The sequence below is a fragment of the Brevibacterium sp. ZH18 genome (assembly GCF_022748595.1).
In the GTDB taxonomy this organism is placed as follows: domain Bacteria; phylum Actinomycetota; class Actinomycetes; order Actinomycetales; family Brevibacteriaceae; genus Brevibacterium.
In genome coordinates, this window is the sequence record NZ_JALDSX010000020.1 from 24,369 (window position 1) to 37,275 (window position 12,907).

Below are 12,907 nucleotides of genomic sequence, written 5' to 3' on the forward strand. Positions count from 1 at the left end.
CTAAGCGTGTCGACATGACTGCATCACACAATCTCACACCGGCTGAAACTGAACATAGGACACAGGTTCGACGGGCCGCAGTGGCCAGCACCATCGGCACAACGATCGAATGGTATGACTACTTCCTCTACGGCACAGCAGCCGCACTGGTCTTCCCACACCTGTTCTTCCCCGGCGTCTCTCCGTACATCGGCACGCTCGCCGCTTTCGCCACTTACTTCGTCGGTTTCTTGGCCAGGCCTGTGGGCGCAGCAATCTTCGGCCACTGGGGTGATCGTATCGGCCGGAAGACTATGCTCATCGTCACTCTGCTGATGATGGGCATTTCCACGGCACTGATCGGTCTCTTGCCGGGGTCCGCGTCATGGGGTGACGCAGCTCCAATCATCCTCATTATTCTGCGCGTGCTCCAGGGCATCGCCGTCGGCGGCGAGTGGAGCGGTTCTGTCCTTCTCTCGATGGAGTGGGGCGATCAGAAGCGCCGTGGACTTATGGGCAGCTGGCCGCAGCTGGGTGTGGCGATCGGCCTCATCCTCTCAACCGGGCTGATGGCGATGTTCAACGCGATCTTCGGCAAGGAAGCGTTCATTTCCTGGGGATTCCGCGTTCCGTTCCTCCTCAGCCTTGTTCTGGGGGTATCGGTCTCTACATTCGGTTGAAGATCCTCGAGACCCCGATGTTCACGAAGGTGGTCAAGTCCAAGGACACGAGCACGGCTCCGCTGCTGCAGGTGCTGCGGCGCTTCCCGAAAGAGATCACACTCTCGGCGCTGCTGCGGATGTCAGAACAGATGCCGTTCTACGTGGTCACTGCGTTCGTCCTGTCGTATATGACCTCAGGGGAGCCGGGCCACAACTTCAGCTATAACTTCGTCCTCATCGGCACATTGATCGCCGCTGCTATCGAATTGGTGCTGGTCCCGCTGTTCGGGCATCTCTCCGACACGATCGGGCGGAAGAAAATCTATGCCTGGGGTGCCGCGATCATGGGAGTCTGGGGCTTCATCTACTTCGCTCTGCTGGACAGTGGCATCTCCTGGCTGGCGTTCGCCGCTCTGTGCCTGGGACTCATTCCCCACGCTATGCAGTACGGCCCGCAGGCCTCAATCATCGCCGAGAGCTTCCCGACGAACCTCCGGTACACCGGGGCCGGACTTGGCTACCAGCTCTCATCGATCATCGCAGGCGGACCTACGGCACTCATCGCCACCTGGCTCATCCACCAGTTCGGCACCGGCTATGCCGTATCGGTCTACATCCTCATCTCGGCTGTGATCACGCTCATCGCGCTGAAGCTACTGGCTGATCGATCACGCAGCGATATCACCGATGATGAGACATATGACAGAGAGGCCACTGGTCGCTGACGCTGGAGGGTGCCGAATCTCAGACCCCCGCCGAAACTGATTCCTCGGCCATCATCCACTCCACAATCGCAGCCACATGCGCATCAACCGAATCAATCGCGGGCAGGGGAGCGGTCTCCGGCGGGACCAGCAGACCGATCTCCGTGCACGAGAGCGCCACCGCATCTGCGCCTCGGGCCTTGAGATCGTTCATGATCTGGATATAGCGGGCACGCGAGGCATCGGTGAACACCCCCTGAGTGAGTTCGTCGAAGATGATCTGGTCGACCTCGAGGCAGGTCTCTTCGTCGGAGACGAGAGTCGCGATGCCCTGCGCCTCGAGCCGCTCGGTGTAGAAGCCGTCGCACATGGTCGCCCTCGTACCGAGGACCGCCAGCGTTGTGTGCCCTGCACCTTTGGCGACGGAGGCAATCGAATCGACGATGTGAATGAGCGGGACATCGACGGATGCCTCAATCGCAGGTGCGCACTTGTGCATGAGGTTCGTCGCGATCGCGACAGCCTCGGCGCCACCATCGACGAGCAGCTGCGCTGTCGACGACAGCGACGCATCGGCACCCGCCCAATCCTCGGTAATCTGAAGGTCACGAATGTCCGCGAAGTCCGTGGAATCGAGAAGGATCTGCGCAGAGTGATGCCCGCCGAGTCGCGTGGACACAGCCATGTTGATCTTCGTGTAGTACTCGATGCTCGAGTGCCAGCTCATTCCACCCAACAGGCCGATCCTGCGCATAGTCCATCTCCTCATCCTCATGAATCAATCACCGACCTCCAGTCTCGTCCGAACCCAGGATTCCCGGTAGGCCCAGCTGCCTCTGCCATGACATAACCTGGACTTATGGCAAATGTGTTTGAGCAGGCGCTCGACGTCGGCGAACCGAAACGTCTGCTGATCTTCGGCGCGATCGCCGAGGCCGGCAGTATCGGAGCAGCTGCCCGCGAACTCGGCTGGTCACAGCCAGCACTGTCCCAACACATGAACGCGCTTGAGAAAGACCTCGGCGTCAAACTCTTCGAACGCACCTCTCGCGGTATCGTCCTCACCACCGCTGGCCAACTCACACGCATCCGCGCGAACGACATAGCCACCTCGGTGACAGGTCTGCGAGGGGACCTGGCCAGAGCATTCGGCCTCGGCGGACGCAATGTCCGACTGGCCGGATTCCCCAGTTTCGTCGTCGGTCCCTTGGCGGCAGCCTTGGGAAGTCTCGCATCAGCCTCCGGCATGGGCAGCGAATCCGTCCAACACCACTCCTACGAGGTTGCCGAGGCAGAACCGCCCGAAGCCATGGCTCTGCTGGAGGCAGGTGAGATCGACGTGGCGTTCCTGTTCCATCACGAAGATGAGGAGGCACCGCGGCTGCCTGCTCACGACACGGTCGACCTCGGCACCGACCATCTTGACCTTTTGGTGCCCGAACGGTGGAACCGTGCTGGACAGATCACCCACCTCAGCGATGTCGCAGACCTGCCGTGGATCATGGGCTGTGTGCGTTGCCGCTCCACCACCGAGCGCCTCTGCCGACGTGCCGGTTTCGAACCACGCACACGTCACATCACGGACAACCCGGGCGCAATCCAGTCGCTGGTCTCCAACGGACTGGGCGTCGCACTCCTTCCGCGCAGCGCCCGCCGCTACTCCCAAGTGGCCGGCATCGACCAGATCGCCCTCGACGAGGCAGGGGCACGCAGAGTCACCGCGATGATCCCGGATGGACTGCGATCGGCACCAGAAGTCGAGGATCTGTTAGACGCTCTTCGCTCGGTCGAAGTCGAAGTCGAAGTCGAAGTCACAGGCGCAGGTGAACGGTGATGCTGACATTCACGAAAGTCCTCAACAAGTACCTGACCATGGTGACTGCCGCGGCGGTCATCGTCATGATGGTCCACATCGTCACCCACGCACTCGCACGTTCGCTCCTCGACGCCCCGATCTATGGCACCAACGAGATTGTCGAATACTGGTACCTGCCGATCGTGGCACTCCTGGGCATCCCCGCCGCCCAACTCCAGAAGGAACACATCACCGTCACCATGCTCACCGAGCGGGCACGCCCAGCCACCGCCTCGGTGTTCACAGTCTTCGCCTGCATCCTCGGCGCACTGGTCTCGATCGCCTTCGCCTGGTTCGGTCTCATGAAGGCACTTGCGAACATGGCGATCGGCCAGACCGCCGACGTCTCCGACATCATCACCTGGCCGGTGTACTTCCTCGTCCCCATCGTCTTCGTGCTGCTGGCCGTGCTCTACGTGCTCGACGCCGTCGTCATCGCCCGTTCCGGTGCGGCCGACCGCATGACCGGCGAGCCCGACGTCAACCTCGCCATCGATGGGCCGACGGCTGAGAAGTCCGGAGATACTACCTCCAGGACAGTCGCAGACGGACACGACCAGTGATCTCCAATACCGGCAACTCCTCCGCGGCCCTGCCCCCGGATGCCGCCTCACCCGCCAACGACACCACCACCAGCGCCTCCCTCTTTCCTTCCGGGGCGCGCCGGAAACGCCCCGGCTACCTGGCGCTGACCATCGGCTTCGGTGTCGTCGCCGTCTGCCTCATCGGCCTGTTCACCAGCCCCTCGGCCGCCGTCGGGGGTGCCTGGTGCATCGCCATGATGCTCGTCCTTCTGTTCCTCTCCGTGCCCGTGGCCATCGCCTTATCCGTGCCCTCGATCATCGGCGTCTACGCAGTCAGCGGCATCCCTGCGACCATGAACATCCTCTCGACGGCACCGTTCAGCGCCGTCTCGGACTGGACGCTGAGCGTGCTGCCGATGTTCATCTTCATGGGCATGCTCCTCACTCAATCAGGGCTCTCCGGCAAGGTCTACCGGGTCGCCGACCGCTGGTTTTCCTGGCTGCCCGGCGGCATCGGGATCGGTACGACCTTCGCCGGAGCCGGACTCTCCGCAGTGACGGGTTCGACCATCGGGATGACCTACGCCCTCGGCCGAGCCGGCATCCCCGAGATGCTCAGGGCCGGCTACGACAAACGCATGGCCGTCGGGACCATCATGGTCGCGGGCATGACGGGCAACCTCATCCCACCCTCGATCCTCATGGTCATCTACGCCGGAATCGCCTCGGTGCCCGTTGGTCCGGCCCTCATGGCCGGTGCCCTGCCCGGCATTCTGCTCGCTGTCTGCTTCGCCGCCTTCATCCTTGTCCTCGGCATCATCGCCCCGAAACTCGTCGGCCGCGGCCAAAGCCCAGCCCCCACCCGCCCTACGACAAGCTGGGGTGACCGCTTCAGCTCCCTCGCTGGCATCTGGGGTTTCCTCATCATCCTCATCGTGCTCTTCGGCGGAATGTTCTCCGGCATCTTCACCCCCACCGAGGCGGGAGCCGCCGCAGCACTCTGCTCGGTTCTGCTGTGCCTGTGGGAAAAGCGCAAGGACCATCCGTGGCGCAATGTCGCGGACTCGGCCATAGCAACGGTGTCGGCCACCTCGGCGATCTTCTTCATCATGATCGGCGCGACGATGTTGACCAGCCTGCTGGCCATCACCGGGCTTGCTCCCATCCTCACCGGATTCATTACCGGCCTGGGCCTGTCAACGGTGGGTTTCCTGCTCGTGCTTATCGTCCTCTACATCATCATGGGCATGTTCTTCGACACCATGTCCATGATGCTGCTGACCATCCCGATCCTCCTGCCGACGCTGGAGACGATGGGAGTCAGCCCGCTGTGGTTCGGGGTCTTCGTCGTCTTGCTCGGCGAGTTCGGCATGGTCACCCCACCGGTCGGCATCATCCCCTACATCGTCCACAGCATCGTCAAGGCCAAGGACGTCAACCTCGGGCACACCATCACACTGCGCGACATCTTCATCTCGCTGTTGTGGTTCCTGCCCGTCGTCGTGGTCTTCCTCGTCCTTATGATCGCCGTGCCCGGCATGACCGAATGGCTGCCCGATCTCATCGAGACCACCAGCGGGGGACTGTCGGGCTGAGCCTCGCCGAGGTGGCCCCACCAGGCAATCGCCCGTGCCGATGAGTGGCTTCCGCACGGTGTGAGGGGAGTCATGGTGGGGGTGGACTCATTCAGACCTATGATCGAAGGGAACTCACAGCCGCCGTTCAAAGGAGTCCCATGAAACGCATCCCGACGGCGGCAATCCGCCCCACGCAGGTCGCAGCAATGTTCGCCTCGCTGGCGCTCTTGGCCGGGTGTGCCGGATCGGTCGGGGGCGATTCGAGCTCGGATTCGAAGGCCTCCGCCGGTGCAGGGTTCGCCTACGACGCCTCGCAGGATGAGATCGACAAGGCGCTGGCTGACCTCGACCCGGTGACCCTGAAGTTCCAGCCGTCGTCGATGTCGGAGAAGTCGATCCTCGCGCCCAACGGGCTTGATGTGAAGAAGGCAATCGAGGAACGTTCGGGCGGGAAGATCACCGTCGACATCGTGTGGGGCCAGGCCATCGCCAGCTACGCCGACGTCGATGATGCTCTGGCTGACGGGCGAGTCGACCTCGCCTTCACTCTGCCGTCTTACACCCCGGCGGAATACCCGGCTTTCGATGCGCTCGGTACGGCGATGTCGACGCTGCCGTCGTCACCGGTGGCCAGTGACTTGGCGGCGAATGCGGCCGGTGTCCAAGCAGCCTGGGAGACGCCCGAGGTGCTGGCCGAGTTCGGGGACAAGAAGCTCGTTCCGCTCATCCCGATGCTCGCCGCCGGTGGGTATTCGACGATGTGCTCGAAGCCGATGGGCTCCGCCGAGGATTGGAAGGGCAAACAGATCCGCGTCGGTTCGGCCGCTGCCGGCAAACAGGTGACGGATCTCGGGGCCACCCCGGTGTCACTGTCGTTCCCGGAGACGTACGAGGCGCTGCAGCGGGGGACCGTCGACTGCGATCTCGGTCAGCTTGCACCGAACGTCGAGGCCGGAACGTTCGAGGTTGCTCCCCATATCGGAGTCGCCGCCGACGCCGGAATCGCCCGCTCTGCCGGTGCGGTCACTGCCGGAAAGAAGTACTCCGAGCTGCCGGTGGCCTACCAGCAGGTCATCTTCGACTCGATGTCCACGACGTTCTCCACCATGATGGAGGTCGTCATCGGTGCCAAGGCGAAGGCAGTGAAAGAAGCGAAGGCCAACGACGGATCGGTCGAGCCCTTCGACGACGACGTGCAGAAACAGATGGCCACATATGCCAAGATGCTCTCCGATAAGACGGCGAAGAAGGCAGGCGTTCCCGATGCGCCGTCGACGTTGAAGACCGCGGGGACAGACTGGCAGAAGAGCGTGACCGAGCTCGGTTATGAGGACAAGGGCGACTTCGCTGACCTCGATCAGTGGTACCCAGAGGGCGCGAACTACGACGAGCTCGGTACGCAGCTCTTCGAGAAGGTCATGGCCGAGCACCGGCCGGAGTGAGTGCGGCTGGGACCGAGGTGGAACGCCCGCCGAGGCTCCCTATGTCGATCTGATCGGCCGTAAAGAGGCCTGTGCATGAGAGCCCTCAGGAGCGAACTATCAATGATCGTTCCACGGGTTGATCAGCCGAACGCCACCAAGGGGTTCGAAATGTTTCGTATTGCGGGTAGCGACCGTCATACTATTGGCCACCGCGATGGACGCGATGAGTGCGTCGTCGAGTGGCGCGTGCTCAGGAACTCGAAACGACCCCAAGACGCGCGCGGTTGAAAGATCGAAAGCCAGAATGCGGCCAGCAAACCCGGGGAGCAGTTGCTCTTCGAACCACCCACGGAGAACCAGACCTTGGCGCGAGTCCTGGCGCTCCTTCGCCAGCACTCCGCGTTCGATTTCGGCAACACTTGGCGCAGAAATGAACTGTGCGTTGAGAGGCACCGAATTGGACCACTTCTCGACTTCGGGGTTACGACCGCGAATGCGAAGTGCAGAGACCGTGTTTGTGTCCAGCAGGAAGTTCATAGCTCAGGCGTACGTGCCTGCAGGTTGAGTCGTTGTGGCTCAAAGTCGACGTCGATATCGCCGCTCATGGAGATCAGATCGACGAGCGTGGGTTTGTCGACTGCAAGTCCCGCAGCGAGTATCGCGCGAGCTTCTGCCTCAATGCTTGAGTCATGCTCGGCAGCCCGTTTGCGCAGGATTGCCTTCGTTCCTTCAGGCAAGTTTCGAATGAGGATCTGTTCCATCATGACCTCCCTTGATATCGCTCCAATGATATCTCGCTTGCGGCTATTGAGGAAGCCCACCTCCTCGATGCACTGCGAATTCTCAATCTCACACGTGTCTGATCAACTAGGCTGGTGACGGCGCGCAACTGAGTCGGCACACCGACTTAGCCGGAGCGCGCATCTGATCGAACGACAGAAGGGCTGACGGGTGACGATCCTCTATTCCATCGGTTTGGGCCTCATCAATGCGGTCATCGTCGGCTTCCTCGTGCGGCGGATGATGTTCACCGGAACCGGAGCCGCTCGCAATATCGTCGTCTCCCTGGTCATGGGACTCTCGATCTGGCCGATCACCCTGCAGGCCTACAGGCTCCTCGGTGTCGCCGAGGGCGGGAGCTATCCGACCCTGGATATGAGCTTTCCGGCAATCATGATCTTCCTGCTCCTCTTCGCCTGGTTCATCGTCATCCAGATGTTTGTGCTGCTCGCTGTCGAACTCGTCATGCCGACCGGCTCGCTGACCTCGCTTTTGCGTTCGGCTCCGAAGATCCCCACCTGGTACCGGCGTTTCAACCGGCTGGCCCAGATCCAGAAAATCCTCATCAAGTTCGGCCTCTCCCGCTACCTCAAACCGCGGATCCCGACCCTGCGCGTGTCCCTGCGCGAGATCGCGTCAACGACCCGTGATGCTCTTGCCTCCGCCGGCGTCACCTTCATCAAGTTAGGCCAGTTCATCGCGACCCGCGGCGATATGATCCCGCACGAATTCGTCGAAGAGTTCTCCACTCTCCAAGCCGGTGTCCCTCCGGTCCCGTTCAGCGAGGTCAGGGATCAGCTTGAGACGCAGTGGGGCAAGCCCGTCGCCGAGGTGTTCGAACAGTTCGATGAGGTTCCCTTCGCAGCCGCGTCGGTGGCACAAGTCCACCGTGCGGTGACCTGGGACGGTCGTGTCGTCGCCGTGAAGGTCCAGCGCCCGAAGATCCGCAAGCAGGTGCGCGCCGATTGCGACATCGTCCTGTCCCTGGCCGAGCGGCTCGAGCGCACGACCGAATGGGCGGGCAAGGTCGGCATCGGCAAGCTGGCGCACAGCTTCGTCGACTCTCTGCAGGGCGAACTCGACTACCGGGGCGAGCTGTCCCACATCGAGGCTCTGCGCTTGGCCGACGAAACCGGACGTTCCGCCTCGGGGGAGGATGCGAAAGTGCGCATCCCGCGCGTGTACAAGGAGTACTCCGGTGAGTTCGTCATCGTCATGGACCTCATCGAGGGCGTTCCCCTCTCGCATGCCACCGAGGTGGTGGAGAGGCTGTCGGCTCTGGCTCGGGACGAGATCGCTCAGGACCTGTTCCTCATGGTCGTCAGGCAGGTGCTGGGGAAGGGGATCTTCCACGCGGATCTTCACCCGGGCAATATCGTGATCTCTCCGGCGGGGCGGGCAGGGCTCGTCGACTTCGGTGCTGTCGGGCGCATCGACAAACGCGACCGCCGAGCGATTGCTCTGCTGCTCATGGCCTTCGACTCTCAGAACTCGCAGGCAGCGACTGCGGCGATCCTTGATCTCCTCGGGACTCCCAGCGATGTGAATCTGCGTGAGCTGCAGCGCGAGATCGGACAGATTCTGCTGAAGTATGGGGATGGGCGTCCAGGGTCCACCTCCGCGGCGCTGTTCGGGGAGCTCATCGATTTCGTCGTCGATTTCGGGTTCCCGATGCCTGCCTCGGTGGCGACGGCTTTCCGTGCGATCAGCACGCTGGAAGGGTCGATCACGAAGCTCAATCCCGAGCTCAATCTGCTCACCCTGGTGACGCAGAATGGGCGGAGCCTGCTGCGCGAGGTCGGGGGATTGGGCGTGGATCGTCACGAGATGGCCCTCTACGGTGCGGCGGTGGCTCCGCAGCTGGCGGAGCTGCCCGGGCAGCTGTCACGGATCGCCGGGCACCTGCAGGACGGCACGCTTGATGTCGGTACGAGTGGGCTGAACATTTCGATGATCAAAAACCTTCTGAAATCCACGGTCGAACAGTTCATTCAGGTGATCGTGTCCACGGCGCTCATCCTCGGCGGCGTCATCCTCATGGCCGCGGACTTCGGCCCGGCCCTGGCGCCTGAACTCAAGCTCTTCACGTATTTCGGAGCGTGGGTGCTGCTGGTAGGCAGTGTCATCGCCGCCCTGGTGCTGGCCCCGGCTCTGCGCCAGCGGATGATGTGGGAAGGGCTCGGGTAGGACAGATGATCGAAACGACGGGTACGACGAGCACGACGCGGATCAGCGACACAGCCCTCATCTTCGAAGGCGGCGGCATGCGGGCGTCGTTGACAAGTGGAATGGTCGTCACACTGCTCGACGCCGGGCTGGATTTCGACTGGGTCGCAGGCATCAGCGCCGGGGCGTCGAACACGGTGAACTATCTTTCCGGTGACGCCCGTCGAGCTCGCCGATCGTTCGTCGACTTCGCCGCGGACGAACAGTTTGGCGGTCTGCGCTACTTCGCTCGTGGACAGGGCATGTTCAACGCGGAATACATCTACCAGAAGGCGGGCGGGCCTGAGGAGGCGCTGCCGTTTGACTGGGAGTCGTTCCAATCAAGTACTGGGGACATGAGGATCATCGCGTTCGATGCGGTATCCGGTGACGAGGTCGTGTGGTCGCGAAAAGACACTCCGCACATCGAAGACCTGATGATTCGCGTTCGTGCGTCCTCGACGATGCCTGCCCTCATGCCGCCAGTCCATCTTGACGGTCATGTCTATGTCGACGGTGCGATGGGCGAAGACGGTGGAATCGCTCTGAGCCAGGCCCAGCGTGAGGGCTTCGAGAAGTTCGTCATCGTGCTCACTCAGGAGCGCTCGTACCGGAAGGTGCCGCAGCGTTTCCCCGCGGTCTACCGCAGCATGTTCCGTCGGTATCCGGCGCTGGGGGAGGCGCTGTTGACCCGATGGGCGCGATACAACGAGACGCGTGAACGCATCTTCGCCCTCGAGGCGGAAGGCAAGGCCCATGTTTTCGCCCCGGAGCGCATGCCGGTCGAAAACGGTACCCGCGACCTGCGCCGCCTCGCCGCGGCTCATCGTTTGGGGCTCTCCCAGTCACGTCGTGAGCTGCCTGCGATGCGTGAGTTTCTCGGGGCAGAAACAGTGTGATGCGGTCTGTGTGAGAGGGGCGGGATTCTCTCAGTTCCGTAGTCGGGGGTATTAGCTGGAACTCCAAGGGGACAAGCCGGGCGCCGAGGTGTTCGCTGAGTTCGATGAGCGCCCCTTCGTTGGAAAAGGAGCTCAGTCGCGGGACACAATTGGACGTTGATCATCGGGGACCAACTCACCGCGAAGCGTGACCATGGCAGCGAAGCAGCAGCCAAGGAACAGCACACCGCCTAGGGCCACTGGCAGCGCCAGATCGACTGTGCCCAGGATTCCTCCGAGTGCAGAGCCGATAGCTAGGCCCAATAGTCCAAGATCGCGGGCGGCAGCGCTGACGCGTCCGAGTAGGTTGTCCGGGACGAGTCGTTGCCGCAGCGAGAGCGAACAGATGTTCCAGACGACTGCATGCAGAATATACAGCGCCAAAAGGACACCGGCGATGATCGGGTCTGTTGTGAAGGCAAGACCGCCGAGAGTCACCGCCCCCAGGCCGAGACTGGCTGCGATCGTCGACCTGTACCCAAAGCGATTTCGAAGCCGAGGGGCGAGGAACGAACCGAGCAGTCCTCCGAGGGCGGAGAAGGCGAGCAATAGCCCGTAGCCGCTGCCGTTCAGGCCAAGATTGTCCTGAGCAAATAGCACGAGGATTGAGAATGGCAGCATGTAGCCGACGCTCGCCAGCGCTCCGATGAGTGCCAGGCTGCCGACGACTCGGTGGCGTTTGAGCCAGACGATGCCCTCGCGTGCCTCAGCGAAGACCGATTGTCGGGAGTCGATTCCGATGTCAGGCGAGTCTTCGTTACGGCGGATGGGCAGAGCGAGAGCGACGACTCCGGCAAGGGCCCAAAGCCCGCCCATTGCGAAGACTGGTATTGACGCCGCTAGCGCGAATAGCATTCCGCCCAACGGCGGGCCGGCGAACTCGTCGGCGATCAGCTGGGCCGCTGAAATCCGCGCATTCGCAGAATCCAAGCGGTTCTTTTTGACGAGCGAGGGGAGAACGGCGACGGCCGCATTGTCGGCCAGACTCTCGAATGTCGCGACAATGGCCATCGTTGAGTAGAGAAACACCAGTGAAGAAAGCCCGAACTGGATGGTCAGCGCAAGTCCCACCAATGCGATGCCGCGCAGAATATTTGCCACTACGATAAGCGTGCGCCTATCGATCCGGTCGACCCAGACTCCGATCGGCAGAGCAACTACGAGTCGAACAAGCGCATAGAGAGTAGCCAGGCCAGCGACGAGGCGGGGGTCATTGGTCATGGACGCTGCCAGCAGTGGCATTGATACAAAGGCAAGACCATCGGCCAAATTTGACAGCGCGTTCGCACTCCAGAGCACGAAGAAACCTCGACCGAGTGACATTCAAACAGCCTATCTGCTGTCAAAACCTCAGGTGAGAACCTCGCTCAGCAATCAGCAGTGCATTCGGGCCTGATTCAGAAAGTGCTCACACACTACCCGCCGGATCAGAAATCGTTGGCGCTGGGCCAGCTCTGCTCCTACCCCTGCCGGTACCCCAGCTTCACCGAGATCTCCCGCGCCGCAGACTTCATCACCGGCACCAGCGCCTGCATCCGTTCCTTCGGCATGTAAGGTCGCGTGGCCGACAGTGAGATGCCGGCGACAATGTCCCCGCTGCCATCTCGAACAGGAGCCGCCACACACCGGATCCCCGGTTCGTTCTCCTCCAGGTCGAGAGATGCCCCATCGCGTGTGTACCCGTGCATTCGTTTAACGAACGCCTCCACCGCCGAGGCGTCTGCACCCGGATTCTCGGCTGTGAACATCCGTTCCCACCGGTCTTCCTGACCCAGCAGCAGTGCCTTCCCCACACCCGTGCGCGTCATCGGCATCCTGTGGCCGATGCGTGAGCGCATCTCAGCACCGCGGGTCCCGGGGATCTTGTGGAGGTAGAGCACCGACTCACCATCCTCGACCGAGAGATGAATCGTGTCCTGGGTCCGCTCCGCAAGAGCATCAAGGCTCTCCCGGGCGACCACCGGCAGCGGATCCTGGTTGAGTGCAGTGAAGCCGAACTCGATGAGAGTAGAACCCAGCCGAAACTTGCCCGGTGAACCATGCCTCAAATAGCCCATGTGCACCAGCAGCTGGATCATCCTATGTGCACTCGATCGACCGATTCCCGTGGCGTCGACGACGGACTTCAACGTGGTGGACCCATGGGCGACGGCACTGACGATCTGCAGACCTCTGGCCAACGTCTGAGTGCCCTGGGGGATGGCATTGCTCGCAGTGGTATCGGCGTCCTCACTCATCACAACAGTATGACATTGATCC

13 protein-coding genes are annotated in these 12,907 nt (G+C 62.0%); 8 read left to right on the top strand and 5 right to left on the bottom strand.

Features of this window, described 5'->3' with window-relative positions; all coding sequences use genetic code 11:
- Positions 1 to 14 precede the first annotated feature (14 nt).
- Positions 15 to 659 (top strand): MFS transporter, encoded by a 645-nt coding sequence (locus tag MPN20_RS09260; protein WP_242781424.1) that lies wholly within the window; start codon positions 15 to 17, stop codon positions 657 to 659.
- Positions 656 to 1,366, top strand: coding sequence for an MFS transporter (locus tag MPN20_RS09265; protein ID WP_242781426.1), 711 nt, complete (start codon positions 656 to 658; stop codon positions 1,364 to 1,366). The genes MPN20_RS09260 and MPN20_RS09265 overlap by 4 nt, the downstream gene beginning before the upstream one ends.
- Positions 1,367 to 1,385: 19 nt before the next feature.
- Here MPN20_RS09265 and MPN20_RS09270 read toward each other — a convergent pair whose 3' ends face one another.
- Positions 1,386 to 2,099: an amino acid racemase gene (locus MPN20_RS09270; RefSeq protein WP_242781428.1), complete on the bottom strand. Its 714-nt coding sequence runs from the start codon at positions 2,097 to 2,099 to the stop codon at positions 1,386 to 1,388.
- A gap of 105 nt (positions 2,100 to 2,204) precedes the next feature.
- Between MPN20_RS09270 and MPN20_RS09275 the strand changes: the two genes are divergently transcribed.
- From MPN20_RS09275 to dctP, 4 genes are all read left to right on the top strand, one after another.
- Positions 2,205 to 3,179 carry a LysR family transcriptional regulator gene (locus MPN20_RS09275; RefSeq protein ID WP_242781430.1) on the top strand — a complete coding sequence of 325 codons (975 nt, stop codon included), beginning with the start codon at positions 2,205 to 2,207 and terminating at the stop codon, positions 3,177 to 3,179.
- On the top strand, positions 3,179 to 3,763 hold the full coding sequence (locus MPN20_RS09280; RefSeq protein WP_242781431.1) for a TRAP transporter small permease: 585 nt from the start codon (positions 3,179 to 3,181) through the stop codon (positions 3,761 to 3,763). The genes MPN20_RS09275 and MPN20_RS09280 overlap by 1 nt, the downstream gene beginning before the upstream one ends.
- The gene (locus tag MPN20_RS09285) at positions 3,760 to 5,319 is read left to right on the top strand and encodes a TRAP transporter large permease (RefSeq protein WP_242781432.1); all 1,560 of its coding nucleotides are present in this window, start codon (positions 3,760 to 3,762) and stop codon (positions 5,317 to 5,319) included. The genes MPN20_RS09280 and MPN20_RS09285 overlap by 4 nt, the downstream gene beginning before the upstream one ends.
- A gap of 140 nt (positions 5,320 to 5,459) precedes the next feature.
- Entirely contained in the window at positions 5,460 to 6,743 is a 1,284-nt protein-coding gene (gene dctP / locus MPN20_RS09290) for a TRAP transporter substrate-binding protein DctP (RefSeq protein WP_242781433.1), read from the top strand.
- Positions 6,744 to 6,842: 99 nt separating this feature from the next.
- Here the strand turns inward: dctP and MPN20_RS09295 are convergent, their stop codons facing one another.
- Positions 6,843 to 7,262 carry a type II toxin-antitoxin system VapC family toxin gene (locus tag MPN20_RS09295; protein WP_242781434.1) on the bottom strand — a complete coding sequence of 140 codons (420 nt, stop codon included), beginning with the start codon at positions 7,260 to 7,262 and terminating at the stop codon, positions 6,843 to 6,845.
- Positions 7,259 to 7,489 carry a hypothetical protein gene (locus MPN20_RS09300; protein WP_242781435.1) on the bottom strand — a complete coding sequence of 77 codons (231 nt, stop codon included), beginning with the start codon at positions 7,487 to 7,489 and terminating at the stop codon, positions 7,259 to 7,261. Before MPN20_RS09300 ends, MPN20_RS09295 begins: the two co-directional genes overlap by 4 nt.
- Before the next feature lie 187 nt (positions 7,490 to 7,676).
- Between MPN20_RS09300 and MPN20_RS09305 the strand changes: the two genes are divergently transcribed.
- Positions 7,677 to 9,692 (top strand): AarF/UbiB family protein, encoded by a 2,016-nt coding sequence (locus tag MPN20_RS09305; protein ID WP_242781436.1) that lies wholly within the window; start codon positions 7,677 to 7,679, stop codon positions 9,690 to 9,692.
- A 5-nt stretch (positions 9,693 to 9,697) separates the two neighbouring features.
- The gene (locus tag MPN20_RS09310; protein ID WP_242781437.1) at positions 9,698 to 10,609 is read left to right on the top strand and encodes a patatin family protein; all 912 of its coding nucleotides are present in this window, start codon (positions 9,698 to 9,700) and stop codon (positions 10,607 to 10,609) included.
- Positions 10,610 to 10,741: 132 nt separating this feature from the next.
- On the opposite strand, the gene MPN20_RS09315 is transcribed toward MPN20_RS09310, so the two are convergent.
- Both MPN20_RS09315 and MPN20_RS09320 read right to left on the bottom strand, forming a co-directional pair.
- Complete coding sequence (locus MPN20_RS09315; protein WP_242781438.1) at positions 10,742 to 11,971, bottom strand: MFS transporter; 1,230 nt, start codon at positions 11,969 to 11,971, stop codon at positions 10,742 to 10,744.
- A 137-nt stretch (positions 11,972 to 12,108) separates the two neighbouring features.
- On the bottom strand, positions 12,109 to 12,885 hold the full coding sequence (locus tag MPN20_RS09320; RefSeq protein WP_242781440.1) for an IclR family transcriptional regulator: 777 nt from the start codon (positions 12,883 to 12,885) through the stop codon (positions 12,109 to 12,111).
- Positions 12,886 to 12,907 lie beyond the last annotated feature (22 nt).